Below are 26255 nucleotides of genomic sequence, written 5' to 3' on the forward strand. Positions count from 1 at the left end.
GCGCTGCCTACCCGGCAGCGCACTCATCGCGCCGATCAGCGCACCTTCAGCACCAGTTTCCCGAAGTTCTCCCCGCTGAACAGCCTGCCCAGGGTTTCCGGGAAGGTTTCCAGCCCCGTCACCACATCCTCCTTGCTCTTCAGTTCACCGCTGGCCAGCCAGCCGGCGATGTCCTTGACCGCCTCGCCGAAACGCGGGGCGTAGTCGAACACCACCATGCCCTCCATGCGCGCGCGGTTGACCAGCAGCGCCAGGTAGTTGGCCGGGCCCTTCACCGCCTGCTTGTTGTTGTACTGGCTGATGGCGCCGCAGATCACGATCCGCGCCTTGCGGTTGATGCGGGTAAGGACGGTGTCGAGGATGTCGCCGCCGACGTTGTCGAAATACACGTCCACGCCCTTCGGGCATTCGCGCTTGAGGGCGGCATGCAGGTCCTCGGACTTGTAGTCGATGGCGCCGTCGAAGCCCAGTTCCTCCACCAGGAAGCGGCACTTCTCCGCGCCCCCGGCGATTCCCACCACGCGGCAGCCCTTGATCCGTGCTATCTGCCCGGCCACGCTGCCCACCGCGCCGGCGGCACCGGAGATGACCACGGTTTCTCCGGCCTTGGGCTGGCCCACGTCCAGCAGGGCGAAGTAGGCGGTCATGCCGGTCATGCCCAGGGCGGAGAGGTAGAGGGGCAGGGGCGCGCGGTTCGGGTCGACCTTCTGGAAGTCGCGCGGCTCGCCGAGGAAGTAGTCCTGCACGCCCACCACGCCGCAGACATGGTCGCCCACGCTGAAGTCCGGATGTTCCGAGGCCACCACCTTGCCGACGCCGAGGGCGCGCATCACTTCGCCCAGGGCCACCGGCGCGATGTAGGACCTGGCGTCGTTCATCCAGCCGCGCATGGCCGGGTCCAGCGACAGGTAGAGGTTTTCCACCAGCACTTGGCCGGGACCGGGGTCACCGGCCGGGGTTTCCACGTAGGAGAAGGTCTCGCGGGTGGCCGGGCCGACCGGGCGCTGGGCGAGGAGGAACTGGCGATTGAGCGGGGGCATGGCAGGAACTCCGGATTGGAAAGCCTTGGTGATAGTCCGCTGGCCGGGTTGGAGCAAGCTCGGTGGTCGGGCGGAATGTATCGCCATGAATTCGAATGATCCTGTGCGCAGGTCTTCATCAATGATCTGGATGGGGTGTCCACCAGAGCCCTGATGATGCTGACGCCGTGCAGCGGCTACTGACTAGACTGCGCCACAGTTTCCATTCCCATCGAGGATGCACAGATGAGCATGAGCTTCTCCGGCCAGGTCGCCCTGGTGACCGGCGCCGCCAACGGTATCGGCCGCGCAACCGCCCAGGCGTTCGCCGCCGAGGGCCTGAAAGTGGTGGTTTCCGATGTCGACGGCGTCGGTGGCGAAGGCACTGTGGAACTGATCCGCGCCACTGGCGGCGAGGCGTGCTTCATTCGCTGCGACGTCACCCGCGAGGCCGAGGTCAAGGCGCTGATGGAAGGCACGGTGGCCGCCTACGGCCGCCTGGACTACGCCTTCAACAACGCCGGCATCGAGATCGAGAAGGGCAAGCTGGCCGAGGGCAGCGAGGCGGAGTACGACGCCATCATGGGCGTCAACGTCAAGGGCGTCTGGCTCTGCATGAAGCACCAGATTCCACTGCTGCTGGCCCAGGGCGGCGGCGCCATCGTCAACACCGCTTCGGTGGCAGGTCTTGGCGCGGCGCCGAAGATGAGCATCTATGCCGCCTCCAAGCACGCGGTGATTGGCCTGACCAAGTCGGCTGCCGTCGAGTACGCGAAGAAGAAGGTCCGGGTGAATGCCGTGTGCCCGGCGGTGATCGACACGGACATGTTCCGCCGCGCCTACGAAGCCGATCCGAAGAAAGGCGAGTTCGCCGCTGCCATGCACCCGGTGGGGCGCATCGGCAAGGTGGAAGAGATTGCCGCGGCAGTTCTCTACCTCTGCTGCGACGCGGCGGGATTCACCACCGGCCACGCCCTGGCAGTGGACGGCGGGGCCACGGCGATCTGATGTCGGCTTGACCTTGTTGGTGGACCGATGAAGCGTGGTCCACCCTACAAAGAGCACGAAAGAAAAAGGCGCCTTGCGGCGCCTTTTTTCATTTGTCCCGGCCACTGTCCCAGTTGAGGATCAGCAAGGTCAGCACCCCGGCGATCAGGCCCCAGAAGGCCGAACCGATGGACAGCAGGGTCATGCCCGAGGCAGTGACCATGAAGGTGATCAGCGCGGCCTCGCGCTCCTTGGGCTCCTGCATGGCGACGGTCAGGCCGTTGCTGATGGAGCCGAACAGCGCCAGCGCGGCGATGGACAGCACCAGCTCCTTTGGAAAAGCGGCGAACAGCGCCGCCAGGGTGGCGCCGAAGGTGCCGGCGACGCCGTAGAAGATCCCGCACCAGACTGCGGCCGTGTAGCGCTTGGCGCGGTCTTCATGGGCGTGGGGGCCGGTGCAGATGGCCGCGCTGATGGCGGCCAGGTTGATGCCGTGGGAGCCGAAAGGTGCCAGCAGCAGCGAGGCGATGCCGGTGACCGAGATCAGCGGCGAGGCCGGCACCTGGTAGCCGTCGGCGCGCAGCACGGCGATGCCGGGGATGTTCTGCGAGGCCATGGCCACCACGAAGAGCGGGATGCCGATGCTGATTACCGCGGTCAGGGAGAATTCCGGCTTGGTCCAGACCGGCTCGGCCAGGGCGAAGTGGAAGCCGCTGAAGTCCAGCAGGCCCAGCGCCGCCGCAGTAATGCAGCCCACCAGCAGTGCCGCCAGCACGGCGTAGCGCGGCTGCAGGCGCTTGAACACCAGGTAACTGAAGAACATCGCCAGCACCAGGGTGGTGCGGTGCTGGGCGGCGATGAAGATCTCGCTGCCGATCTTGAACAGGATGCCGGCCAGCAGGGCGGCCGCCAGTGAGCCGGGAAGCCGGCGCATCAACCGCTCGAACCCGCCGGTCAGCCCGACCAGCGCGAGCAGCACCGCGCAAACGACGAAGGCGCCAATCGCCTCGCCGTAGCTCACCCCGGGAAGGCTGGTGATCAACAGCGCGGCGCCTGGGGTGGACCAGGCCACCACTATGGGCGCGCGGTAGCGCAGCGACAGGCCGATGGTGGTGAGGGCCATGCCGATGGACAGGGCCCAGATCCAGGAGGAGATTTGCGCGTTGCTCAGGCCGGCGGCCTGGCCGGCCTGGAACATCAGTACCAGGGAGCTGGTGTAGCCCGTGAGCATGGCGATGAAGCCTGCCACCACGGCCGAGGGCGAGGAGTCCGCCAGGGGGCGCAGGCGTGGCGCGCTGGCCGGGGTTTCCGAACTAGGGGTCATCAGATCTTTCCGTTGACGTCGACCAGGATGGGGTAGAGCGAAGCCACCAGCAGCAGGGCCATGCCGATGTTGAACAGGCGCAGGATGCGCGGCTCCGCCAACCAGCGGCGCAGCAGGCTGCCGGCGACCGTCCAGAGGCCAACGCTGGGGCAGTTGATCAGGGCGAACAGCGCAGCGATCAACACCACGTTGACCACGAAGTTTTCCTGCGGGGTGTAGGTGGTGATCGCACCGATGGCCATCACCCACGCCTTGGGGTTCACCCACTGGAAGGCGGCGGCCTGAAGAAAGGTGAAGGGTTTCGGCCGCTTCTCCGCGTTGCCTTCGTCCGGCGCGCCGGAACCGGCGATCTTCCAGGCCAGATAAAGCAGGTAGGCGGCACCGCCGTAGCGCAGCAGGGTATAGAGGGCCGGCACCTGCTCGAAGACCTGGCTGAGGCCCAGTCCGACGGCCATCACCAGCACCATGAAACCGAGGCTGATGCCGAGCATGTGCGGCAGGCTGCGGCGCACGCCGAAGTTCACTCCGGAGGCGAGCAGCATCATGTTGTTGGGGCCGGGCGTCACCGAGGTGACGAAAGCGAAGAGGACGAAGGCGAAGATCAGTTCCAGGCTCATGGCGGTCACTCGGTTGTTGTGCCCGCAGACTAAGGCCTGGTGCCTTGCAACGTCTCGATACAGCGACACGCGCGTTGACCGATACAGTCTGTTGGCACCCTGGGGATCAGCGGCTACTGTGTTGTTTTTCCGCCTGGAGAGATGCACATGGATGAGAATCCTTACGCCGCCCCGCGGGTCGAGCTGGTGGAAGACGTCGGGACGCGGCAGATGAATGGCTGGAGCCCCAGGCAACTGGGGGTGCTGGCCTGGCTGAGCCTGGTCTGCGTGGTGGGAACCCTGACCCTGACCGGACTGGCCGTGGCCGCTGGCGCTCTGGAAGATCCGCTGATGATCCGCCTGTCCGATTGGCTGAGCGTGGCCCTGACCTTGCTCGGCTGCTACCTGCTGATTCGCCTGAAGCTTTTCGCCGAGGCGCGCTTTGCCGCCGAAGGACTGGCGCCTCCGGTCTGGGCCGTGATCATCGGCAGCCTGGTCGTCGAAGTGCTGGATTTCCTGATGGGCGATGCCAGCACCCAGCCGGGTTGGCCGATGCTGCTCTACTTCGGGGTGATCGCCGTGCTTGGCGCCCTGACCGCCTGGCTGGCGGTGCGGATGCTGAAGGTGCAGAACGCCTACCCGGCATTCCGGGTCATGGCCTGGCTGAACCTGGTGGGCGGCATCATGATGGCCACCATCGTGCTGATGCTGCTGGGCCTGCTGCCGCTGATCGCCAGCAATGTGGCCATGATGCTGGTGTTCTTCCGCGCCGCGCGGGAGCTTCAGTCCGCCGCTTAACCCTCGGCGGCTTCGTTCTGCCGTGCGGTGGAAATGGCCTGGTTGACCTGCAGCCAGCCGCGCACCGCCTCTTCCCCGGCCTCACCGAAGGCGCGCTGCAACAGACGCGTCTGCTCCCGGCGCAGGGCCTGTTCCAGCTTCGCTCCCTCGGCGGTGAAGCCCAGCAGGCGCTTACGCTTGTCATCGACCGCGGCCACGCTTTCCACCAGGTGCATCTCGATCAGCTGGCGCAGCGGCGTGTTCAGCGCCTGCTTGGTCACGCCCAGGTAGCCCAGCAGTTCCTTGACGCTCAGCCCCGGGTACTTGGCGATGAAGAACAGGATGCGGTGGTGCACCCGCGACAGGCCGCGACGGGCGAGTATTTCGTCCGGCTTGCTGGTGAAGGCCTGGTAGCCGAAGAAGAAGGCTTCCATGGCAGCCTGCTGAATGGCGGGATTTTTCAGGTCAAGCATATTGACGTATCTGTTGCGGGCGTCGTAGTTTCGGTCAAGCAGTTTGACTTAATTTCCTCGCTTCCGCACCCGGTGACAATCCATGGCCTTCTCCGAACGCATCGCCCGCCTGAAAAGCTCTCTGATCCGCGAAATCCTTGCCGCCGCCCAGCGTCCGGAAGTGATGTCCTTCGCCGGAGGCCTGCCGGCCGAGCCGATGCTGCCGAAGGTGGAGTGGGCCGAGATGCCGGCGAGCATGGGCCAGTACGGCATGAGTGAAGGCGAGCCTGCCCTGCGCGAGGCCATCGCCGCCGAGGCGCGGGCGCTCGGCGTGCCCTGCGAAGCCAGCCAGGTGCTGATCGTCAGCGGTTCCCAGCAGACCCTGGACCTGGCCTCCAAGCTGTTTATCGATCCGGGCACCGAAGTGCTGTTGGAAGCGCCCACCTACCTGGCGGCCCTGCAGGCCTTCCAGCTATTCGGCGCCGACTGCATCGCCGTGCCCCAGGAAGCCGACGGTCCGGAAATCGCCGCCCTGCGCCAGCGCCTGGAGCAGCACAAGCCGGCCTTCGCCTATCTGATCCCGACCTTCCAGAACCCGTCCGGCACCCGCTACAGCGAGGCCAAGCGCGACGCGGTCGCCGCGCTGCTGGACGAGTTCGGCGTGACCCTGATCGAAGACGAGCCCTACCGCGAGCTGGTGTTCGACGAGGGCAGCGCCACCCCCATCGTCACCCGCCTGAAGAAGGCCAGCTGGATCTACACCGGCACCGTGTCCAAGACGCTGCTGCCGGGCCTGCGGGTGGGCTTCCTGATCGCCACCCCGGACCTGTTCCCGCACCTGCTGCGCCTGAAGCAGTCCGCCGATCTGCACACCAACCGCATCGGCCAGTGGCAGGCGCTGCAATGGTTCGGCACCGAGCAGTACCGCCAGCACCTGGCCGAGCTGCGTGACTTCTACCGCGTACGCCGCGATTCCATGCAGGCTGCGCTGGAGCAACACTTCGGCGAGCTGGCCACCTGGGAAGTGCCCCAGGGCGGGCTGTTCTTCTGGCTGACCCTGAAGCAGCCGCTGGATACCCGCACCCTGCTGAAGCCTGCGCTGGAGCAGAACGTCGCCTTCATGCCGGGCGAGCCATTCTTCATCGACCCGGACAAGCATCCGGGCCACCTGCGCCTGAACTTCAGCCACGTGGCGCCTGAGCGCCTGGGCGAAGGCCTCAAGCGGCTCGCGGGCGTCATCCGCCAGGCACAAGCGGCCGAGGCCGCCTGACAGATTAGGAGGGGAGAGATGTACAAGGTCTACGGCGATTACATTTCCGGCAACTGCTACAAGGTCAAGCTGATCCTCAACCTGCTCGGCCTGCCGTATCAGTGGATTCCGGTGGACATCCTCAAGGGCGAGACCCAGAGCCCCGAGTTCCTGGAGAAGAACCCCAACGGCAAGATCCCGGTGCTGGAGCTGGACGACGGCACCACCCTCTGGGAATCCAACGCCATCCTGAATTTCCTCGCCGAGGGCAGCGACCTGCTGCCCAGCGAACCGCGCCTGCGCACCCAGGTGCTGCAGTGGCAGTTCTTCGAGCAGTACAGCCACGAGCCCTATGTTGCGGTGGCGCGCTTCATCCGGCTGTACCAGGGCATGCCGGAAGAGCGCCTGGAGGAATACAAGGTCTGCCATGCGCGTGGGCACAAGGCGCTGAAGGTGATGGAGAAGCAGCTGCAACGCACGCCCTACCTGGTGGGCGAGCAGTATTCCATCGCCGATATCGCCCTCTATGCCTACACCCATGTGGCCCACGAAGGCGGTTTCGACCTCTCCGGCTATCCGGCCGTTCTCGCCTGGCTGGACCGCGTGGCCAGCCACCCGCGGCATGTGGGCATGCAGGACTGAGCGTGCTCGATCCCAGGAAGAAGCCGGCGCAAGCCGGCTTTTTCGTCCAGGGATGTTGGCGACATGAAACCGAGTAGGGTGCGCCGTGCGCACCAGGATGCTCGCGCGCAGGTCTAGGCGCGCATGGCGCACCCTGCGGCCTGGCTTTTCCGTGGCGGGTTCATCAGCCCTGTACTAAGTTGGACGCTCCAGCCTGCCAACAGGCGTTGAGCGGAGTGCCGGCCATGAAATACCGAGGCAGTTGCCACTGCGGGAAGATCGCATTCGAGGTCGAGGGCAGCCTGGAGCAGGTCATGGAGTGCAACTGCTCGCTGTGCAGTCGGCGCGGCTACCTGCTGTGGTTCGTTCCCCGGGAGCAGTTCAAGCTCTCCACGCCCGAGTCCGACCTGTCGACCTACCGCTTCAACCGCATGCACATCGCCCATCACTTCTGTGCCACCTGCGGCTGCGCGCCCTATGGTGAAGCCACCGACCCCAAGGGCAAGGCCATGGCCGCAGTGAATGTCCGCTGCCTGGAGGATGTGCCCCTGGATGGGCTCAAGGTGGTGAAGGTGGACGGCAAGAGCTTCTAGTCAGGCCCGGTCGCCGAAACCCAGGTAACTCACCAGTCCGCTGTCGAACAGCCCCCCGAGGGCCTCGGCCGCAGTACCGACGTCACCCTGGCTGGTGATGACCCAGAGGTCCGCTTCGAGAGCGTCCAGTTGGCCGCCAAGACTCGCGACCAGGCCTTGAAGGTGGGACGAAAGTCCGTCGGCGGACTGCCGGGCGGCGCGGATCAGGATGGTAAGGGTTGCCTGGTTCGACATGCTCCATCTCCTGCTGCAGGTGTTGGAACGTTCGGCGGCGATCAGCGGCTGTCCGGGTCGCCAGCCGGTTTGAGCTCGAATGCCTGGAAGCGTTCACCGCTCTCCGGTGTGATGTCCCGGGCGAAGCCATGGGATGGGCCGGAGGTCGCTATCGCCATGCGGGCAGTGGAAAAGCCGAAACGCCCGAAGATGACGGAAAACAGTGGGTGGAGTCGGGGCAGGCACATGTGGATCAACCTTGCCGAAGCGAGTGCTGGGACGGGCTCAGATTGCGCCCGGCGCCGTTGAATCCCCATATCCAATTGCCTGGAAAATTCCGGGGCCAATGCCTGGGTGGTCTCATTCGCCGGTTCCTTGTCCGGCGCCCACGAAAAAGCCGGCTCGCGCCGGCTTTTTCGTGGAGTAGCGAAACTCAGTTGTTGATCAGGCTGAGGAACTCGCTGCGGGTGGCGGCGTTCTCGCGGAACTCGCCAAGCATCACCGAGGTGACCATGGAGGAGTTCTGCTTCTCCACGCCGCGCATCATCATGCACATGTGCTGGGCTTCGATGACCACGGCCACGCCCAGGGCACCGGTGACCTTCTGCACGGCCTCGGCGATCTCGCGGCTGAGGTTTTCCTGGATCTGCAGGCGGCGGGCGTACATGTCGACGATGCGTGCCACCTTGGACAGGCCCAGGACCTTGCCGTTGGGAATGTAGGCGACATGGGCCTTGCCGATGAACGGCAGCAGGTGGTGTTCGCACAGCGAATACAGCTCGATGTGCTTGACCAGCACCATTTCGCTGTTATCGGAGCTGAACAGGGCGCCATTGGTGACTTCTTCCAGCGTCTGCTCGTAGCCACGGCAGAGGTACTGCATCGCTTTTGCGGCGCGCTTCGGGGTATCGAGCAGGCCTTCGCGGGAGACGTCCTCGCCGATCTGGCCGAGGATCGCGGTGTAATGCTGTTCCAGGGACATGGAAATTCCTGTGGGGTTTTACGCAATGGCGCAGGGTAGGGCGCGCCGGGGCCGTTGGCAAGGGCAGGCTGTACTTGCCGACAGCCTGCGGACCGGATACCTCATTCGTCGCGGCCTTCCAGCATGGTTCGGCGCAGCATTACATAGACGGCGCCGGTGCCGCCGTGCTTGGGCAGGCAGGAGGTGAAGCCCAGCACCTGAGGGTGCTGGCGCAGCCAGGTGTTGACGTGGCTCTTGATCAGTGGGCGCTTGCCGTCCAGGCGCGCCGCCTTGCCGTGGGTCACGCGGATGCAACGCACTTCGAAGCGTGTAGCTTCGGCAATGAAGTCCCAGAGGGTTTCCCGTGCCTTCTCCACCGTCATGCCGTGCAGGTCGAGGCTGCCCTCGAAGCCGATCTGGCCAAGCTTGAGCTTGCGCATCTGGCCTTCCTGCACGCCATCGCGGGCCCAGTGCAGTTCGTCCTCGGCGCCCACGTCTATGACGAACAGGTCGGACAGCCCGTCCACCTTGACGCTGGCTACGCCCGAGGTCGCGTTCTGCCGGCGGTTGGCGAGCTGCTTCCGGTCGGGGCGCGCCTTGCCGGTGTCGGCGCGATCGTTCTGGATGCGCTTCACGCCGCGCATCTCCATGGCGAACAGGGAGCTTTCGTCGTTTTTCTGGGCTTCGTCTTGCATACAGGCCTCCGCGAAGGGCGGCTAGTTTACCCAAATGCCCCGCGCGAGGCTCAATCGCGTTTCTTCATCAGATGCGGGGACAGGCTGAGGTCGCTGCGCCGCCGCGAACGCCGTCGGCACAGGCGCCAGGCGAGCACGCCGACCCAGAGGAACAGCAGGCCGAAGAGCAGCAGCACGATGGCGGCGCCGGTGCTGTCGTTGAGCGGGCCAAGTGCTGGTGGGCGGCCCAGCAGGGTGGCGGTGCCGGCCATCGCCAGCAGCACGCCAAATCCGGCAAAGAGCGCGGCCAGTGCCGCCGCGAATCGCCAGCGCCAGCTGCCCGGGCCCCTTGGGCGCAGGCGGCGGGCATCGAAACCATCGGATAACTTCATCCGGACGTCCTCTTGCTTGATCGGGGTATGACCGGCACCAGCTGGCGTGGTTCCGGTCGTCCTTCCGATGGATGTCGCGGGATGTAACGGCGTGTCCCTAGATGAGCGCCTTGGCCTGCGGCACCACGCTGGCGAAGTTGTCGGCGAGGGCGATCACTTCGACACGGTGCATCTCGTTTGCGCTGATCACGCCGCCATCGACGGTCGGCAGGTCGCGGGTCGCGCAGGCGGCGCTCACCAGCGTACAGCGATAACCATAGTCCTTGGCGGCGCGAACCGTGGTGCTGACGCTGGAGTGGGTCATGAAGCCGCAGACGATCAGGTCCAGATGGCCGATCGCCTGCAGCCGATCATGCAGGTCGGTGCCGGCGAAGGCGTTGGGCAGGCGCTTCTCGACCACGATCTCGCCGGGCAGGGGCGCGGCTTCTGGAAGGTGCTGGCCGCGTTCGCCGCGAGGGTCGAGCAGGCCGCCGGGAACGCCGAGGTGCTTGACGTGGACGATGGCGCTGCCCATGGCACGGGCGGCGGCGAGCAGGCTGGCGATCTCGCCGAGGGCGGCATCCAGGCCGGGCAGGGCTAGGACACCGCTGCGGTACTCTTCCTGAGCGTCGATGATCACCAGGGTGGCATTGTTCAGGCTGGCCGGCGGGTAGCCGCGGCCACTGAGCTGGAACATGGATTTCGGGGCGGACATGCGAATCTCCGGGTACGACTTGGCCACTATTGTCCGCCCTGCGGAGGAATAAGTGAACCATGGACCAAGGTCCAGTTGCCCGCCAGCACCTCGGCAGGTCGCCGGCCAAGGGGCGCTGACCCACCTGCCTTCGGTTTCGCGGGCTGCCGTTCGTCTCCCCCCTGGAAGCTGCCCCGAAACAGGAGGGGTGCTAGAATCGACGGCCCGCTTTCTGAGGTAGTCGACGTGTCCGAGTCCCGCCTGCGCACCCTGCGTGATCACATTCGCTGGGCTGTCAGCCGTTTCCATGCTGAAAACCTGTTCTTCGGTCATGGCACCGACAATGCCTGGGATGAGGCCCGCCAACTGGTGCTGGGCGCCCTGCACCTGCCCTACGAGATAGCCGACAGTTACCTGGACTGCCGCCTGGAAGAGGACGAATGCGCGCACCTGCGCGAGCTGCTGCGTCGCCGCATCGAAGAGCGTGTGCCGGTGGCCTATCTGCTCGGGGAGGCCTGGTTCTGTGGCATGCCCTTCGTGGTCGACGAGCGCGTGCTGGTGCCCCGATCGCCCATCGCCGAGCTGATCCAGCAGCGTTTCTCCCCCTGGCTGCCCCAGGAGCCGACGCGCATCCTCGACCTCTGCACCGGCTCGGGCTGCATCGGCATCGCCTGCGCCCACGCCTTCTCTCAGGCCGAGGTGGTCCTGGGCGACCTGTCTTTCGATGCCCTGGAAGTGGCCAACCTCAATATCGAGCGCCACGGCCTGGAGGACCGGGTCTATACGGTGCAGGGCGACGGCTTCGATGGCCTGCCGGGGCAGCGCTTCGACCTGATCGTCTCCAACCCGCCCTATGTCGATGCCGAAGATTTCGCCGACATGCCGGCCGAGTACCATCATGAGCCCGAGCTGGGACTGGCCTGCGGTAACGACGGCCTCGACCTGGTGCGGCGGATGCTGGCCGAAGCGGCCGATCACCTGAACGAAAAGGGCTTGCTGATCGTGGAAGTGGGCAACAGCCAGGAGCATGTGGAAGCGCTCTACCCGGAGGTGGACTTCCTCTGGCTGGACTTCGAGCATGGCGGCCACGGCGTGTTCATGCTCAGCGCCAGGCAGTGCCAGGAGCACCAGTCGCTGTTCCGTTCGCGGTTGCGCGGCTGACCCCCGATCGGGGTCAGCGGGTGATGATCCAGATCAGCAGACCGGCCTGGAACAAGGCGAAGGCCACCAGGCAGGTGATGGTGAAGCGCAGGCCGCCGTCCTCGCGCTTGTAGACGGCGATCCGTTCTTCCAGCTTGCGAATTGCCACGTCCTGCCGCTGCAGGTTCTGGTCGGCCTGCTCCAGCATCGCGGCGGCCTCCTGCAGACCCACCCATTGCACCTTCTCGCGGTGCCAGTCGCCGTGCAGTTCGCTGACCCGGCTGGCGCCATAGCTGGCCTTCAGCTGCAGGCTGTCCAGATAGTTGACCTCGAAGCCCTGGGCCTTGAGCACATGGTCACGGCGCAGACGCGCTTCGTTGTCCAGGGCGTCCTTGGCCGGCAGGGCGCCGCCCTCGACCCGGTAGTGCGGCCAGCGTTGTTTGGCCCAGGCAATGCCCTGGGCCAGCAGGAAACGCCCCAGCCCGCGATTCTGCGGCTCCAGTTGCAGGCCGCCATCGGGACCGAAGCGAACCTCCTTGCTGCGGTGATCGGCCCAGACTTCCAGCAGGTTCTGTTCCTTGTGCACCTTCTGTCCCGGCAGCTCGATCACCAGCCGCAGCAGGCTCTGCTCCCGGCTGTGCCGTTCCACCCGGCCGAACTCGACGAAGCGCAGGGGCCGCACACCGGTGTGGCGGTCGATGGGCAGCGGGGACAGGCGCAGCAGTTCGAAGCGCTCGGTCGCCAGGTCGGCCCAGGGGTGGGGCTGGGGCGCGGCTTCCGCGCCACGCTGTTGCTCGGCTGGGCTTTCAGTCATGGGATGTACCTTCCAGGAACCTGCGAGACGAATGTAGTACGTCCGTCTAAGGCCTTATCGGCTGTTTTCCGCATTTCTGGAGGCCGGCAGTGCCCGGATGAAGTCCAGGATGCGCTCGCCCAATTCCCGCGCCAGGGGCAAGTGCGGGTCGCGATAGGACGCCAGTTGCTGCTCCATGTCCATGGGCACTATGCGCAGCATGTGGTTCATGCCGTCGATGATCGTCAGTTGCGCGTCCGGTCGCGCGGCCTTTAGCTGCTCGGCATCCGCCACTCCGACCTGGATGTCGTGGCTGCCCTGCAGGATCAGCGCCGGAATCCGCAGTCGGCCGAAGGCCTGCGCCGGGTTCTGGCGGAACAGGGAAATCAGGTAGGGCTGCACGCTGGGCCGAAACAGCACTTCCAGCGGTTTCGGCACCTCGGCTACCTGTTGGCCGGCCCGCAGGCTGGTCAGCAGCGACTCGCTCTGCGCCAGCAGGGGCGGCGGCAGGCGGTCCTGCAACTGCGCGCGCAGCAGCTGGTCGATGGGGCGGGCGCTGCCGGCAATGCTGACCAGGGCATCGGCGCCGGCGCTGTCCGCCGCCAGGCTGGCGATCAGCGCGCCCTCGCTATGGCCGATGAGGATGAGCCTGGAGAAGCGCGCATCCTGTTTCAGGCGCCTGCCCCAGGCCGCGGCGTCGCTGGCGTAGAGCTCGATGCTCAACTGGCGCTCGTCCGTGCCGGCATCCTGGCTGGCGGCAATGCCGCGCTTGTCGTAACGCACGCTGGCGATGCCGTTGCGCGCCAGCAGCTGGGCGAGCTTCTTCAGGCTGTCGTTGCGCCCGCCGAGTGGATTGTTGCCGTCGCGGTCGGTGGGGCCGGAGCCTGCGATGATCAGCGCCACCGGCACCGGCTGGTCGGTCTTGGGCCGCAGCAGGGTGCCGCGCAGGGTGCCGCTGCCGGTGTCCAGCTCGATGGGGCGTTGCAGCACGCTCTGCGGGGCGGCCTGGGCCAGGCCGGCGAGGAGAGGAAGGATCAGGAGCAGGGGTTGCAGCATGGGATGGGGTCAGTGTCCGGGTTGGCGGGTTGGACGCGGGCAGCGGCGCAAGGTTCGAGGGGTGAACTGGCCGGACGCCGCGGGTATACTGCTCGACCTTCGATCGAGGCCCATTTCTGCGGAGCACTGTGCATGTCCGGCAACACCTACGGCAAGCTGTTCACCGTCACCACCGCTGGCGAAAGCCATGGTCCGGCGCTGGTCGCCATAGTCGACGGCTGCCCGCCGGGGTTGGATCTGTCCCTGGAGGACCTGCAGCGTGACCTGGACCGCCGTAAGCCGGGCACCAGCCGCCACACTACGCAGCGCCAGGAAGCTGACGAGGTGGAGATCCTCTCCGGCGTGTTCGAGGGCAAGACCACCGGCTGCGCCATCGGCCTGCTGATCCGCAACACCGACCAGAAGTCCAAGGACTACTCGGCGATCAAGGACCTGTTCCGCCCGGCCCACGCCGACTACACCTACCACCACAAGTACGGCATCCGCGACTACCGGGGCGGCGGTCGTTCCTCTGCGCGGGAAACCGCCATGCGCGTGGCCGCCGGTGCCATCGCCAAGAAGTACCTGGCGACCCTGGGCATCAGCGTCCGTGGCTACATGAGCCAGCTTGGCCCGATCGAGATTCCCTTCAAGACCTGGGATTCGGTGGAGCAGAACGCCTTCTTCAGTCCCGACCCGGACAAGGTGCTGGAACTGGAAGCCTACATGGACCAGCTGCGCCGCGACCAGGATTCGGTGGGCGCGAAGATCACCGTGGTTGCCGAAGGCGTGCCGCCGGGCCTCGGCGAGCCGATCTTCGACCGCCTGGACGCCGAACTGGCCCATGCGCTGATGAGCATCAACGCGGTCAAGGGCGTGGAGATCGGCGCCGGTTTCGCCAGCGTGGTCCAGCGCGGCACCCAGCACCGCGACGAGCTGACCCCGGAAGGCTTCCTCTCCAACAACGCCGGCGGCATCCTCGGCGGTATTTCCTCCGGCCAGCCGATAGTCGCCAACCTGGCGCTGAAGCCGACCTCCAGCATCACCACCCCCGGCCGTTCCATCGACATCCACGGCAACCCGGTGGACGTGGTCACCAAGGGCCGCCACGATCCCTGCGTGGGCATCCGTGCCACCCCGATCGCCGAAGCCATGATGGCCATCGTGCTGATGGACCACCTGCTGCGCCACCGTGCGCAGAACGCCGGCGTGCAGGTCGAGACCCCGGTGCTCGGCCAGCTGTGACGGGCGGCGCGAACGCGCTGCCCTACTGGCGGCTGTCCAGCTTCTACCTCTTCTACTTTTCCCTGCTGGGCGCCACGGCGCCCTTCCTCGGCCTGTACTTCGCGCACCTGGGCTTTTCCAGTGCGCGCATCGGCGAGCTGCTGGCCATCCCCATGCTGATGCGCTGCGTGGCGCCGAATCTCTGGGGCTGGCTGGGGGACCGCAGCGGCAGGCGGCTGGATATCGTGCGCTTCGGCGCCTTCTGCACCCTGGTCACCTTCTCGCTGATCTTCGTCAGCCACAGCTACGCCTGGCTGGCCCTGATCATGGCCCTGCACGCCTTCTTCTGGCATGCGGTGCTGCCGCAGTTCGAGGTGATCACCCTGGCGCACCTCAAGGAGCAGGCGGCGCGCTACAGCCAGGTACGGCTCTGGGGCTCCATCGGCTTCATTCTCACGGTGATCGGCCTGGGCAAGCTGTTCGAGTTGTTCAGTCTGGATCTCTATCCCTGGGCGCTGGTGTTCATCATGGGTGGCATCGTCCTCAGCAGCTTCTGGGTGCCCAACGCCACGCCCCAGGCGCGACCGGACGTGGCGGGGCAGGGCGGCTTCCTCGCCCAGCTGCGCCAGCCCGGCGTGCTGGCCTTTTATTTATGTGTGGGGCTGATGCAGCTGTCCCATGGCCCTTACTACAGCTTCCAGACCATCTACCTGGAGGCCCTAGGCTACTCGCGTAGCCTGATCGGCCAGCTCTGGGCGCTGGGGGTGGTGGCTGAGGTGCTGTTGTTCCTGGTGATGGCGCGCATCCTCGCGCGTTACTCGGTGCGCACGGTACTGCTGGCCAGCTTCCTGATCGCCGCGCTGCGCTGGCTGCTGCTGGGCAACTTCGCCGACCAGCTGCCAGTGCTGCTCTTCGCCCAGCTGTTGCACGCGGCCACCTTCGGCAGCTTTCACGCTGCCGCAATCCATTTCGTGCAACGTCGTTTCGGGCCGCGCCAGCAGGGACAGAGCCAGGCGCTCTACGCCGCCCTGGCCGGCACCGGTGGCGCCCTCGGCGCACTTTACTCGGGCTATAGCTGGAGCAGCCTGGGGCCGGTCTGGACCTACGTCATCGCCAGTCTCGCTGCGCTCGCCGCAGCCGTTATCATTGCCACCCGATTGCAAGAGGAGCGGGCATGAATCGCCAACAACTCGCCCAGGAAATCATCGAAGCCGGTCGCTTCCTGTACGACCGCGGCTGGTCGCCAGCCACCAGCAGCAACTACTCGACGCGGTTGACCGCCTCGGAGGCGCTGCTGACCGTTTCCGGCAAGCACAAGGGCCAACTGGGCCCCGACGACGTGCTGGCCACCGACCTGGACGGCAACAGCCTGGAGCCGGGCAAGAAGCCGTCGGCGGAAACCCTGCTGCATACCCAGCTCTACCGCTGGAAGCCGGAGATAGGCGCGGTGCTGCACACCCATTCGGTGAACGCCACCGTGCTGTCGCGCCTGACCCTGGCCGACTCCCTGGTGTTCGCCGACTACGAACTGCAGAAGGCCTTCAGTGGCATTTCCACCCATGAGTCTCAGGTGCTGATACCGATCTTCGACAACGACCAGGACATCGCCCGCCTGGCCGCCAAGGTGCAGCCCTGGCTGGACCAGCACCCGGACTGCGTGGGTTACCTGATCCGCGGCCACGGCCTCTATACTTGGGGGCCGCGCATGAGCGACGCCCTGCGCCAGGTCGAGGCCTTCGAGTTTCTCTTCGAGTGCGAGCTGAAGACCCTCTCGATCACCAAGCGCTGATGCTTCCTTCGCACGAAGATGCCTGATTGATACCGGGGCCGTCCGACCCGCCCGAGAGCCGGGAGGAGGCCCGCAAGGAGTTCCCAGATGAGCAGCCTGACCGTCTACCACGAATCCAGCCCCGACCTGCCGAACAAGGTCCTCACCCACCTGGATGACATCGCCTCCACCCTGGCGACCGTCGGTGTGCGTTTCGAGCGCTGGGAGGCCTCCGCTCCCATCGCCCCCGGCGCCAGCCAGGAGGAAGTGATCGCCGCCTACCGGCCGCAGATTGACCGCCTGATGCAGGAGCAGGGCTATGTCACGGTGGATGTGGTCAGCTTGACCTCCGACCACCCGCAGAAGGCCGAGTTGCGCGCCAAGTTCCTCGACGAGCACCGCCATGGCGAGGACGAGGTACGCTTTTTCGTCGCCGGTCGCGGCCTCTTCACCCTGCACATCGACGACTACATCTACGCCGTGCTCTGCGAGAAGAACGACCTGATCTCAGTGCCGGCCGGCACCCGTCACTGGTTCGACATGGGCGAGCATCCGCACTTCGTCGCCATCCGCCTGTTCAATAACCCGGAAGGCTGGGTCGCCCAGTTCACCGGCGACGATATCGCCAAACGTTTCCCGCAGCTGGAAGACTGACCCTGTAGGAGCGAGCTTGCTCGCGAATTCGCTTCTGGCCCTTTCGCCAGCAAGCTGGCTCCTACGGAGGCAATCCCCGATTCACCTGGAGTTCCCCATGCCCATCAAGGCCATCCTCACTGATATCGAAGGCACCACCAGCGCGGTGAGCTTCGTCTTCGACGTGCTTTTCCCCTTTGCCGAGCGGCACCTGCCGGAGTTCGTCCTGAGCCACGCCGAGCAGCCGGAGGTGGCCCAGCAGATCGCCGCCGTGCGGGTGGAAAGCGGCGAGGCCGGAGCCAGCCTGGAGCGGGTGGTGGAAATCCTCCTCGGCTGGATTGCCGAAGATCGCAAGGCCACGCCGTTGAAAGCGCTGCAAGGCATGGTCTGGGAGCAGGGCTACCGGGCCGGCCAGCTCAAGGGGCATGTCTACCCGGATGCGGTGGAGGCGCTGCGCCGCTGGAAGGAGGAGGGCTATGACCTCTACGTCTATTCCTCCGGCTCCATCCAGGCGCAGAAGCTGATCTTCGGCTGCTCCGAGGCCGGCGACCTCGCGCCGCTATTCTCCGGCTACTTCGACACCACCTCCGGGCCCAAGCGCGAGGCGGCGTCCTACCAGCGCATCGCCTCGGCGATCGGCCTGCCCGGCGAAGAGATCCTTTTCCTCTCCGATGTGGTCCAGGAGCTGGATGCCGCCCAGGAGGCGGGCATGCAGACTATCGGCCTGGCCCGCGAGGGCGGCGAGCTGGACGGCCACGAGACCGTGGCCAGCTTCGCGGTGATCGACCTGGCGCGCTTCTGACGTTATCCAGATTCGTCTGACGGAGCGCGAGGTAGGCTTCTGTCAGCCGATCTATCCTTGGGGTGACTGCATCCACTTGGGAGCGTCCCCATGGGTTCCTGCCTCTGCGTTGTTGCGGCCCGACCGGATTCGGGCCTGTACAGGGCAACCAGTGACCGGGCGTTGCAGCCGGCGCCCCGGCCATGACCCGACTCTTCATCCTTTTGCTGTGCGCGCTGTTGGCCCTGCCGGCGGCCGCCGACCAGAAATCCGCCTGGCAGGCCCTGCGCGAGGGCAAGGCCTTTCTCCTCCTGCGTCACACCACGGCGCCCGGTACGGGCGACCCCGAAGGCTTTCGCCTCGGCGATTGCAGCACCCAGCGCAACCTCAGTGAGCGGGGACGCCAGGAGGCGCGGCGCTGGGGCAGATTGCTGGTGCGGCGCAAGGTGGAACAGCCGCGTCTCTACACCAGCAGTTGGTGCCGTGCCCAGGACACCGCCCAGGAAATGGGGCTGGGGGCGGTGGAGACGCTTTCGGCGCTGGATTCCTTCTTCAGCGATCCGGAGAGCCAGGAGGCGCAGAAGGCGGAGATGCGCAAGGCCATCGAGAATGTGCCCAAGGACCGGCCGGTGATCATGGTCAGCCACCAGGTGAACATCAAGGCGCTGACCGGGGTATCGCCCAGATCGGGGGAGGGGCTGATCATCGAGCTGCCACTGGCGGAGCCAGCCAAGGTATTGGCGCGTATCCGCCAGCCATGAGCAGGCTCAGATCAGCAGCAACTGGTCCTGCTCCGGCTGCAACCTCACCCCCTCCAGCTTGAGCAGCAGCGCCTTACGCGAAAGGCCCCCCGCGTAGCCGGTCAGGCTACCGTCGCGGCCGATCACCCGGTGGCAGGGGATGACGATTGCGATCGGGTTCGCGCCGTTGGCCGTGCCCACGGCACGTACCGACTTCGGTTTGCCGATGCTTTCGGCCAGCTCGCTGTAGCTGGTGGTCTGGCCGTAGGGGATGCCCTGCAGGGCCTGCCAGACCTGCTGCTGAAAGGCGGTGCCACGGGGCGCCAGGCGCAGCTCGAAGCGTTTCAGGCGGCCCTGGAAGTAGAGGTCCAGCTGGCGGCAGGCTTCGTCCAGTTGCTGGTCCGCCGGTTGCCAGCCGGCGGCCAGTTCCCAGGGTTGCGCGGCATCCATGTGCAGCAGTTGCAGGCCGCTGTCGTCACCGGCCAGCAGCAGCGGGCCGATGGGGCTGTCGTGGTAGCGGAAATACATTGCTAGTTCTCCTTGGCGTAGCTCTGCCAGAGATAGACGGCGGCGTAGGCGCGCCAGGGGCGCCACTGCTCGGCGCGGCTGGCCAGGTCCCTTGCGCTGATGCCCCCCGGGCCCCAGAGCGGCGATTTGAGCAGGCCAAGGTCGGCGGTGGGGAAGGCGTCCGGTTGGCCGAAGGCGCGCAGGGCGATGTATTCGGCGGTCCAGCGGCCGATGCCGGGCAGGGCACAGAGGCGTTCGACCAGGGCTTCGACGCCAGCGGCCAGGCTCAGTTCCAGGCTGCCGTCGGCCACCGCCTGGGCGAAGCGGCGCAGGGTGTCGACACGCTTGCCCGGCATACCGATGCCGGGCAGCGAATCCTCGGCTATGGCCTGCGGAGTGGGGAAGAGCCGCTGCGGGCCATCGGCCTGCGCGTCCTCCAGGGCATCTCCGAGGCGTTCCACCAGGCGCCCGGCGATGGTCACTGCGGCCTTGACCGTGACCTGTTGACCGATGATGGTGCGCACGCCCTGCTCGAAGGGATCGAAGGCCACAGGCAGGCGCAGGCCCGGATAACGGGCCAGCAATCCTTGCAGCAGCGGGTCGCGGCCCAGGTGTCGCGCGATGGCGGCGGGGTCGCTATCGAGGTCGAACATCTGTCGGATGCGCGGTGCCAGCAGTGGCGCTAGGTCCCGGGTCGATGGGCTGAGCTCGAGCTCCAGGGCACCGGGCAGTGGCCGCAGGCGGAACCATCCGCTGCGACCGTCCAGGCGGAAACTGCGGCAATAGCTGTCTGCCGTCAGCTGTTCGACGCCGGGCAGGCGCCGCAGGGCGAAATGTTGCTGGAACTGCTGCCAGCTCCAGGGCTCGAAATAATCAAGGCGCATGGGCTCGGTAGGCTCGCGGGGATAAGGAAAAGGGAGCGGTTTTGGTCATGGTGCGACGATATTCTCTTGGCGCCGCCCCGTCTCTGCAAAACTGACTTTCGAATTCCCCCTCTGTGGTTCGACCTGTCATCCAAGCCATCGTAGAATGCGCGCCTTTTCTTGGGGCGGCCTTTTTCAGGACAGGCACCGTCCGCCACTACAGCCATCACGGGAGACAACCCATGAGCGACTATCAGGAAACCCTCTACGACGGTTACGGCCAGCGCTTTCGCATGGACCGGTTGCTGCACGAGGTGCGCACCGAGCACCAGCACCTGGTGATCTTCGAGAACTCCCGCATGGGTCGCGTCATGGCCCTGGACGGCGTGATCCAGACCACCGAGGCGGACGAGTTCATCTATCACGAGATGCTCACCCACGTGCCGATCCTGGCCCATGGCGCGGCGAAGAGCGTACTGATCATCGGCGGCGGCGATGGCGGCATGCTGCGCGAGGTGTGCAAGCACCGCGATATCGAGCGCATCACCATGGTCGAGATCGACGGCACAGTGGTTGAAATGTGCAAGGAGTTCCTGCCCAACCACTCCAAGGGCGCCTATGAAGACCCGCGCCTGAACCTGGTGATCGACGACGGCATGCGTTTCGTCGCCACCACCGAGGAGAAGTTCGACGTCATCATCTCCGACTCCACCGACCCCATAGGTCCGGGCGAGGTGCTGTTCTCCGAGAACTTCTACCAGGCCTGCCGCCGCTGCCTGAACGACGGCGGCGTGCTGGTGACTCAGAACGGCACGCCCTTCATGCAGCTGGACGAGGTGCAGACCACCGCCAGCCGCATGGACAGTCTGTTCGCCGACTGGCATTTCTACCAGGCGGCGGTGCCTACCTACATCGGCGGCGCCATGACCTTCGCCTGGGGCGCCACCGACCCGGAAATGCGCAAGCTGCCCGTGGAAACCCTGCGCCAGCGCTTCGCCGGCAGCGGTATCGTGACCCGTTACTACAATCCGGAAGTCCATGTCGGCGCCTTTGCCCTGCCGCAGTACGTGTTGCATGCGGTGAACAAGCCGAGCAACGACTGAGGTTGGCGGGTATAGATGAAGAAGGGGCCGGAAGGCCCCTTTTTTGTGGGAGGCAATTACGCAGCGTCTGGCTTCCCTCACCCCAGCCCTCTCCCTCCGGGAGAGGGCTGGGGTGAGGGGGGCGAGCCTCGCTCGGGCTTCCATCGATGTCCGAAAAAAAGCCCGGCGCTTGGCCGGGCTTTTTCATACAGCGGACGATCAGATCTCCGCCGGCCGTACATGGCCGAAGAGTTCCTGGGAAACCCGTACGCGCTCTTCCGGGGTTTCCTGGATGCCCTTGGCCTTCAGCTCTTCGAGGCGGGCCTCGACGGCATGGGCACGATGGGTCAGGCCGCAGTCGTTGGCGATCTGGATGTTCAGGCCGGGGCGGGCGTTGAGCTCGAGGATCAACGGGCCCTTTTCCTGGTCCAGCACCATGTCGACACCGATGTAGCCCAGGCCGCACAACTCGTAGCAACCGGCGGCCAGCTTCATGAAACCGTCCCAGTTCGGCAGTTGCACGCCGTCCACCGCGTTGGTGGTGTCCGGGTGCTTGGCGATCTTGTTGTTCAGCCAGGTACCGCGCAGGGTGACGCCGGTGGCCAGGTCCACACCCACGCCAATGGCGCCCTGGTGGAGGTTGGCCTTGCCGTTGGACTGCCGGGTCGGCAGGCGCAGCATGGCCATCACCGGGTAGCCCATCAGCACGATGATGCGGATGTCCGGCACGCCTTCGTAGCTGATGCTCTTGAAGATCTGGTCCGGGGTCACGCGGTACTCGATCAGCGCGCGGTCACGGTGCCCGCCGAGGGAATACAGGCCGGTGAGGATGGAGGAAATCTGATGCTCGATTTCCTCGTGGCTGATGATCTTGCCCGATACCGTCTTGTAGCGGCCCTCGAAGCGGTCGGCGATCACCAGGATGCCGTCGCCGCCGGCGCCTTGCGCCGGCTTGATCACGAAGTCGTTGCGCTCGCCGATGATCTCGTTGAGCTTCTCGATTTCCTTCTCGGTGGAGATGACCCCGTACATCTCGGGTACGTGGATCCCCGCCTCGATGGCGCGCTGCTTGGTGATGATCTTGTCGTCGACGATCGGGTACAGGTGCCGTTTGTTGTACTTCAGCACGTAGTCCGCGTTTCGCCGGTTGATGCCCATGATGCCTTTGGCTTCGAGGGCTTTCCACGTCTTGAGCAGGCCGAACATGGCTCAGTCCTTCAGGAAGGCTTTGAAGCGGAAGAGTTCGGTCAGGCGGTAGCCGCGGTAGCGACCCATCGCCAGCATGAAGCCCACCATGATCAGCAGCACGGCCGGGAAGGTGAAGATGAAGTAGGTCAGCTCCGGCACGGTCATCAGCAGGTGCGCCAGGGTGGCCGCGACCAGGGTGCCGATCGCCACCTTGAAGGCATGGCCGCCGCCGCGTTCTTCCCAGGTGATCGACAGGCGTTCGATGGTCATGGTCAGGATCACCATCGGGAACAGGGCGACGGACAGCCCGCGCTCCAGGCCGAGCTTGTGGCTCAGCAGGCTGATGACTGCGATCAGTACCACCACGAAGGTCAACACCACCGAGAGCCTTGGCAGCATCTGCAGCTTCAGGTGCTCGAGATAGGAGCGTAGCGACAGGCCGAGCGCGGTGATGATGGTGAACAGCACGATGCCGAAGCCCAGCTGGGTCTCGCGGAAGGCGAGGGCGATCAGTACCGGGGTGAAGGTACCCAGGGTCTGCAGGCCGCCGAGGTTGCGCAGGATCAGGATCACCAGCACGCCGATCGGGATCATGATCATGATCTGGTAGGTCTGCTGGGTCTGCAGCGGCAGGCCGTAGAGCGAGTACTCGAGGAAGTCGGCGTCGGTGTTCTCGTCGGTCAGCTTGGCCAGGCGGATGGCATTCATCTCGCTGTTGTTCATGCTGAAGGTCACTTGGACCTTCTTGCCGCCGTCGACGTTGATCAGGTTGCCGTCACCGGTCCACCAGATCAGGCGATCGCTGGGCAGGCCCTGCTCACCGGTCTCGGGGTTGAAGTACAGCCAGTTCTCGCCATTGAAGCTGCGCAGCCAGAGCTCGGGGCTCTGCGCCTGCTCGCTGACCAGGCGGATGGTGTGCACGCGTTCCATCGGCACGTGGGCGATGGACAGCAGCAGCTCGATGACCTTGGCCTTGTTCGACGTGCCCGGATCGCCGGCCAGCAGCAGCTTCACGTTGTCATCGTTGAGGTTGTTGACCCGCTTGATGGTCTCGGTGATGAAGGTCTCGACGTCGGCCGAGTGCTGGCGGATGGGGGCCAGCAGCGCTTCGGCGGCGATCTTCTCCGGGCCTTCGACCGGGATGCTGTCGCGGAAGATCGGTCCCTTGTCCTTGGCCTTCTCGCCGCTGTAACGCTTGGTCAGCACCAGGCGGTAGTAGAGGGTCTGGTTGCCGCTGGCGCGACGGGCGGACCAGGTCACCTTGCGGTTACCGTCGACGCGGTTGATGCTCACCCCGTAGTTGTTCGAGATGAAGCTCTCGTTGAGGCTGACGTAGTCCCGGTTCAGCGGCGGAACGAACATCTGGACCTTGACCGGGTCCTTCGGGCTGGCCTGGAATTCGACCTTGGCGTCGATGTTCCACAGGTCGTCGGTCGCGTCCTCGGTGATCGGGATGCCCTGGATGAATATCTGGTAGGCCGTTATCAGAATGCCCAGGCTCACCAGCAGGGTGATCAGGACTTTCAGATGCAGGGTAAGAGAGCGCATGTGGGTTACTCGTCAGAGTTTGCGTCGGTGGCACAGCCGGGCTTGCCGGCAGCGTATTTAAGGCTCGGGTCGACCAGTGCGTCGAAGCGCTTGAGCGCCTCGGAACCGATCAGAAGCGGGTATTGGAAAGCACTACGGTCGGTGAGGTTCACTTCGATCGTCCGCAGGGCCTGGCCCATGCACACCTCCAGTTCGATGACCGGGCGTGCGGTGTAGGTCTTGCCTTCCTCGGGGTCGTAGTCCCCGGCGCGGCGCTTGATCTTGCTGATCCGCGCCAGGGGGCGCTCGATCGGGTGTTCGTGGGCGTCGTCGATCGCCAGGTAGAAGCGCACCCAGGGTTCGCCATTCTTCTTGAAGCGCTTGATGTCGCGGGCACTGAGAGAGGCGGTCTTGGCGCCGGTGTCGAGCTTGGCGGCGACCACCAGGTCGAGGTCCTTCAGCCTGGCATATTCATTGAGGCCGTAGACGGTCTTCTCGGCGGCAAAGCCGAGGCCGGGGAGGGCGAGCAGGCAGGCAAACAGGGCGAAGGGCTTGAGTGTCATAAGTCCTTTGAGCGTAACGCGGTCATCGGTCCAGTAGCCCGGCCCACGGCCTTCATGGCTGCGGCGCCTGGTCTGGGAGTCTGGCAGGCATGTCACTGGCGCCCAGACTGGCGCTGGCGGCGCGCATTCTAGCACGCAGATTTTCCGCGGCGACAGACGCATATGGCACGGATGGCGTGAGCGCGGCGCCTTTCTTAGATGCTTTGGTATTAGCCGATTGTCGACAATCCATGGATTGCTGTTTGACAAGGCTGACTTACTGGCGGTAGTTTTTGCGCCACCGCAGACAAATGTGTCGACAATCATGCTGGAAGTCACTGAAAGCCCTATCAGCGAGCAGCTGGACTCGGAAACCCTCGCCGAACACGTCTTCCGGCGTATCCAGGCCGCCATAGTGCGGGGCGAGATCGCCCCGGGCAGCAAGATCTCCGAGCCCGAGCTGGCGCGCACCTACGGCATCAGCCGTGGCCCGCTGCGCGAGGCGATCCATCGCCTGGAAGGGCAGCGCCTGCTGGTGCGGGTGCCCCATGTCGGGGCGCGAGTGGTTTCCCTCAGTCATGCCGAGCTGATCGAGCTCTACGAGATTCGCGAGTCGCTGGAAGGCATGGCCTGCCGCCTGGCCGCCGAGCGCATGACCCAGGCCGAGATAGATGAGCTGCGCCGGGTGCTGGATACCCACGAGCGCGACGAAGCCTTCCAGGCCGGCCTCGGCTACTACCAGCAGGAAGGCGATTTCGACTTCCACTACCGGATCATCCAGGGCAGCGGCAACCAGACCCTGACCAAGATGCTCTGCGGCGAGCTCTACCAGTTGGTGCGCATGTACCGCCTGCAATTCTCCACGGTGCCGAACCGGCCGCGCCAGGCCTTCAGCGAGCACCACCGGATTCTCGACGCCATCGCCGACCGAGACGGCGAACTGGCCGAGTTGCTGATGCGCCGTCACATCGGTGCATCCAAGCGCAATATCGAGCGCCACTACCAGGAAGCGCTCGCCAACCCGTCCAAAACACGAGGTGAGTCATGAACTTGAAAACCCCGGGCCAGCGTTTCCGCGACGCCATCGCCGAGGAACATCCGCTGCAGGTCATCGGCGCGATCAACGCCAACCATGCCCTGCTGGCCAAGCGCGCCGGCTTCAAGGCCATCTACCTGTCCGGTGGCGGCGTGGCCGCTGGCTCCCTGGGGCTGCCGGACCTGGGCATCAACACCCTGGACGACGTGCTCACCGACGTGCGCCGCATCACCGACGTGTGCGACCTGCCGCTGCTGGTGGATATCGACACCGGTTTCGGTCCCAGCGCCTTCAACATCGAGCGCACCGTGAAGAACCTGATCAAGGCCGGCGCGGCCGCCGCCCATATCGAGGACCAGGTCGGCGCCAAGCGCTGCGGCCACCGCCCAGGCAAGGAAATCGTCCCCACCGAAGAGATGGCTGACCGCGTCAAGGCCGCCGCCGATGCCAAGACCGACCCGAACTTCTTCCTGATCGCGCGTACCGACGCCATCCAGGCTGAAGGTGTCGACGCCGCCATCGAGCGCTGCCTGCGCTACGTGGAAGCCGGCGCCGATGCCATCTTCGCCGAGGCCGCCTACGACCTGCCGACCTACAAGCGCTTCGTCGAGGCGCTGAACGTGCCGATCCTGGCCAACATCACCGAGTTCGGCGCCACCCCGCTGTTCTCCCGCGACGAGCTGGCCTCGGTCGGCGTGGCCATCCAGCTCTACCCGCTGTCGGCCTTCCGCGCCGCCAACAAGGCCGCCGAGGCTGTCTACACCGCCATCCGCCGCGACGGCCACCAGAAAGAAGTCATCGACCTGATGCAGACCCGTGCCGAGCTGTACGACCGCATCGGCTACCACGCCTTCGAGCAGAAACT

At 65.5% G+C, this 26255-nt stretch carries 32 protein-coding genes; 15 read left to right on the forward strand and 17 right to left on the reverse strand.

Annotated elements, in window-relative coordinates:
* Positions 1–35 precede the first annotated feature (35 nt).
* On the reverse strand, positions 36–1040 hold the full coding sequence (locus tag E8F11_RS06450; RefSeq protein WP_280288005.1) for an NADP-dependent oxidoreductase: 1005 nt from the start codon (positions 1038–1040) through the stop codon (positions 36–38).
* A 225-nt stretch (positions 1041–1265) separates the two neighbouring features.
* Between E8F11_RS06450 and E8F11_RS06455 the strand changes: the two genes are divergently transcribed.
* A complete protein-coding gene (locus E8F11_RS06455; protein ID WP_280288006.1) occupies positions 1266–2027 on the forward strand; it encodes an SDR family oxidoreductase in 762 nt (253 codons plus the stop codon).
* Between the two features lie 88 nt (positions 2028–2115).
* Here E8F11_RS06455 and E8F11_RS06460 read toward each other — a convergent pair whose 3' ends face one another.
* Positions 2116–3330, reverse strand: coding sequence for a benzoate/H(+) symporter BenE family transporter (locus E8F11_RS06460; protein WP_280288007.1), 1215 nt, complete (start codon positions 3328–3330; stop codon positions 2116–2118).
* A complete protein-coding gene (locus E8F11_RS06465; protein WP_280288008.1) occupies positions 3330–3947 on the reverse strand; it encodes a LysE family translocator in 618 nt (205 codons plus the stop codon). Before E8F11_RS06465 ends, E8F11_RS06460 begins: the two co-directional genes overlap by 1 nt.
* Before the next feature lie 147 nt (positions 3948–4094).
* Here E8F11_RS06465 and E8F11_RS06470 point away from each other — a divergent pair, with 147 nt between their 5' ends.
* Entirely contained in the window at positions 4095–4724 is a 630-nt protein-coding gene (locus E8F11_RS06470; RefSeq protein WP_280288009.1) for a hypothetical protein, read from the forward strand.
* On the opposite strand, the gene E8F11_RS06475 is transcribed toward E8F11_RS06470, so the two are convergent.
* Positions 4721–5176, reverse strand: a complete 456-nt coding sequence (locus tag E8F11_RS06475) for a MarR family transcriptional regulator (protein ID WP_280288010.1) — start codon at positions 5174–5176, stop codon at positions 4721–4723. The genes E8F11_RS06470 and E8F11_RS06475 overlap by 4 nt on opposite strands.
* 82 nt (positions 5177–5258) lie before the next feature.
* On the opposite strand from E8F11_RS06475, the gene E8F11_RS06480 reads away from it, so the two are divergent.
* The 3 genes from E8F11_RS06480 (at position 5259) to E8F11_RS06490 (ending at position 7618) form a co-directional block, all read left to right on the forward strand.
* Positions 5259–6425: a PLP-dependent aminotransferase family protein gene (locus tag E8F11_RS06480; protein WP_280288011.1), complete on the forward strand. Its 1167-nt coding sequence runs from the start codon at positions 5259–5261 to the stop codon at positions 6423–6425.
* A gap of 18 nt (positions 6426–6443) precedes the next feature.
* Positions 6444–7046, forward strand: a complete 603-nt coding sequence (locus tag E8F11_RS06485) for a glutathione S-transferase family protein (RefSeq protein WP_280288012.1) — start codon at positions 6444–6446, stop codon at positions 7044–7046.
* 224 nt (positions 7047–7270) lie between these two features.
* Positions 7271–7618 (forward strand): GFA family protein, encoded by a 348-nt coding sequence (locus tag E8F11_RS06490; protein ID WP_280288013.1) that lies wholly within the window; start codon positions 7271–7273, stop codon positions 7616–7618.
* On the opposite strand, the gene E8F11_RS06495 is transcribed toward E8F11_RS06490, so the two are convergent.
* The 6 genes from E8F11_RS06495 to E8F11_RS06520 form a co-directional block, all read right to left on the reverse strand.
* On the reverse strand, positions 7619–7852 hold the full coding sequence (locus tag E8F11_RS06495) for a hypothetical protein (RefSeq protein WP_280288014.1): 234 nt from the start codon (positions 7850–7852) through the stop codon (positions 7619–7621).
* Between the two features lie 41 nt (positions 7853–7893).
* On the reverse strand, positions 7894–8079 hold the full coding sequence (locus E8F11_RS06500) for a hypothetical protein (protein ID WP_280288015.1): 186 nt from the start codon (positions 8077–8079) through the stop codon (positions 7894–7896).
* A gap of 185 nt (positions 8080–8264) precedes the next feature.
* Positions 8265–8813, reverse strand: a complete 549-nt coding sequence (gene folE, locus E8F11_RS06505; protein WP_280288016.1) for a GTP cyclohydrolase I FolE — start codon at positions 8811–8813, stop codon at positions 8265–8267.
* A gap of 101 nt (positions 8814–8914) precedes the next feature.
* Entirely contained in the window at positions 8915–9487 is a 573-nt protein-coding gene (locus tag E8F11_RS06510; RefSeq protein WP_280288017.1) for a Smr/MutS family protein, read from the reverse strand.
* A 50-nt stretch (positions 9488–9537) separates the two neighbouring features.
* Complete coding sequence (locus tag E8F11_RS06515) at positions 9538–9858, reverse strand: hypothetical protein (protein ID WP_280288018.1); 321 nt, start codon at positions 9856–9858, stop codon at positions 9538–9540.
* A gap of 97 nt (positions 9859–9955) precedes the next feature.
* Positions 9956–10552 (reverse strand): cysteine hydrolase family protein, encoded by a 597-nt coding sequence (locus E8F11_RS06520; protein WP_280288019.1) that lies wholly within the window; start codon positions 10550–10552, stop codon positions 9956–9958.
* A gap of 225 nt (positions 10553–10777) precedes the next feature.
* Here E8F11_RS06520 and prmB point away from each other — a divergent pair, with 225 nt between their 5' ends.
* Positions 10778–11692 (forward strand): 50S ribosomal protein L3 N(5)-glutamine methyltransferase, encoded by a 915-nt coding sequence (prmB, locus tag E8F11_RS06525; protein ID WP_280288020.1) that lies wholly within the window; start codon positions 10778–10780, stop codon positions 11690–11692.
* Positions 11693–11705: 13 nt separating this feature from the next.
* Here the strand turns inward: prmB and E8F11_RS06530 are convergent, their stop codons facing one another.
* Together E8F11_RS06530 and E8F11_RS06535 are read right to left on the reverse strand one after the other, a co-directional pair.
* Positions 11706–12485: a hypothetical protein gene (locus E8F11_RS06530; protein ID WP_280288021.1), complete on the reverse strand. Its 780-nt coding sequence runs from the start codon at positions 12483–12485 to the stop codon at positions 11706–11708.
* 54 nt (positions 12486–12539) lie between these two features.
* Positions 12540–13520 (reverse strand): alpha/beta fold hydrolase, encoded by a 981-nt coding sequence (locus E8F11_RS06535; RefSeq protein WP_280288022.1) that lies wholly within the window; start codon positions 13518–13520, stop codon positions 12540–12542.
* A 132-nt stretch (positions 13521–13652) separates the two neighbouring features.
* On the opposite strand from E8F11_RS06535, the gene aroC reads away from it, so the two are divergent.
* The 6 genes from aroC to E8F11_RS06565 all read left to right on the forward strand — a co-directional run bounded on the left by aroC (position 13653) and on the right by E8F11_RS06565 (position 18666).
* Positions 13653–14744 (forward strand): chorismate synthase, encoded by a 1092-nt coding sequence (gene aroC, locus E8F11_RS06540; protein ID WP_280288023.1) that lies wholly within the window; start codon positions 13653–13655, stop codon positions 14742–14744.
* Positions 14741–15901: an MFS transporter gene (locus tag E8F11_RS06545; protein ID WP_280288024.1), complete on the forward strand. Its 1161-nt coding sequence runs from the start codon at positions 14741–14743 to the stop codon at positions 15899–15901. The genes aroC and E8F11_RS06545 overlap by 4 nt, the downstream gene beginning before the upstream one ends.
* Positions 15898–16512 (forward strand): methylthioribulose 1-phosphate dehydratase, encoded by a 615-nt coding sequence (locus E8F11_RS06550; RefSeq protein WP_280288025.1) that lies wholly within the window; start codon positions 15898–15900, stop codon positions 16510–16512. Before E8F11_RS06545 ends, E8F11_RS06550 begins: the two co-directional genes overlap by 4 nt.
* Before the next feature lie 87 nt (positions 16513–16599).
* On the forward strand, positions 16600–17145 hold the full coding sequence (locus E8F11_RS06555; protein ID WP_280288026.1) for an acireductone dioxygenase: 546 nt from the start codon (positions 16600–16602) through the stop codon (positions 17143–17145).
* Between the two features lie 97 nt (positions 17146–17242).
* Positions 17243–17926, forward strand: a complete 684-nt coding sequence (gene mtnC / locus E8F11_RS06560) for an acireductone synthase (protein ID WP_280288027.1) — start codon at positions 17243–17245, stop codon at positions 17924–17926.
* 182 nt (positions 17927–18108) lie between these two features.
* Entirely contained in the window at positions 18109–18666 is a 558-nt protein-coding gene (locus E8F11_RS06565; protein WP_280288028.1) for a histidine phosphatase family protein, read from the forward strand.
* A 6-nt stretch (positions 18667–18672) separates the two neighbouring features.
* On the opposite strand, the gene E8F11_RS06570 is transcribed toward E8F11_RS06565, so the two are convergent.
* Both E8F11_RS06570 and E8F11_RS06575 read right to left on the reverse strand, forming a co-directional pair.
* The gene (locus E8F11_RS06570) at positions 18673–19173 is read right to left on the reverse strand and encodes a methylated-DNA--[protein]-cysteine S-methyltransferase (protein ID WP_280288029.1); all 501 of its coding nucleotides are present in this window, start codon (positions 19171–19173) and stop codon (positions 18673–18675) included.
* A 2-nt stretch (positions 19174–19175) separates the two neighbouring features.
* Complete coding sequence (locus E8F11_RS06575) at positions 19176–20036, reverse strand: DNA-3-methyladenine glycosylase (protein WP_280288030.1); 861 nt, start codon at positions 20034–20036, stop codon at positions 19176–19178.
* 221 nt (positions 20037–20257) lie between these two features.
* Here E8F11_RS06575 and speE point away from each other — a divergent pair, with 221 nt between their 5' ends.
* Positions 20258–21118 (forward strand): polyamine aminopropyltransferase, encoded by an 861-nt coding sequence (gene speE, locus E8F11_RS06580; protein ID WP_280288031.1) that lies wholly within the window; start codon positions 20258–20260, stop codon positions 21116–21118.
* 198 nt (positions 21119–21316) lie between these two features.
* Here speE and E8F11_RS06585 read toward each other — a convergent pair whose 3' ends face one another.
* From E8F11_RS06585 to E8F11_RS06595, 3 genes are read right to left on the reverse strand one after another with little or no spacing between them, the layout of a single operon-like run.
* The gene (locus tag E8F11_RS06585) at positions 21317–22303 is read right to left on the reverse strand and encodes an alpha-L-glutamate ligase-like protein (RefSeq protein WP_280288032.1); all 987 of its coding nucleotides are present in this window, start codon (positions 22301–22303) and stop codon (positions 21317–21319) included.
* A 3-nt stretch (positions 22304–22306) separates the two neighbouring features.
* On the reverse strand, positions 22307–23833 hold the full coding sequence (locus E8F11_RS06590) for an inactive transglutaminase family protein (RefSeq protein ID WP_280288033.1): 1527 nt from the start codon (positions 23831–23833) through the stop codon (positions 22307–22309).
* A gap of 5 nt (positions 23834–23838) precedes the next feature.
* The gene (locus E8F11_RS06595; protein WP_280288034.1) at positions 23839–24375 is read right to left on the reverse strand and encodes an ATP-dependent zinc protease; all 537 of its coding nucleotides are present in this window, start codon (positions 24373–24375) and stop codon (positions 23839–23841) included.
* Between the two features lie 304 nt (positions 24376–24679).
* Here E8F11_RS06595 and E8F11_RS06600 point away from each other — a divergent pair, with 304 nt between their 5' ends.
* Together E8F11_RS06600 and prpB are read left to right on the forward strand one after the other, a co-directional pair.
* Positions 24680–25402: a GntR family transcriptional regulator gene (locus tag E8F11_RS06600; protein ID WP_280288035.1), complete on the forward strand. Its 723-nt coding sequence runs from the start codon at positions 24680–24682 to the stop codon at positions 25400–25402.
* Positions 25399–26255 (forward strand): methylisocitrate lyase (gene prpB, locus E8F11_RS06605; protein WP_280288036.1); only part of this gene is annotated, 857 nt, incomplete at its 3' end. The genes E8F11_RS06600 and prpB, both read left to right, overlap by 4 nt.

The sequence above is a fragment of the Pseudomonas sp. BN417 genome (assembly GCF_029871205.1).
Classification (GTDB): domain Bacteria; phylum Pseudomonadota; class Gammaproteobacteria; order Pseudomonadales; family Pseudomonadaceae; genus Metapseudomonas.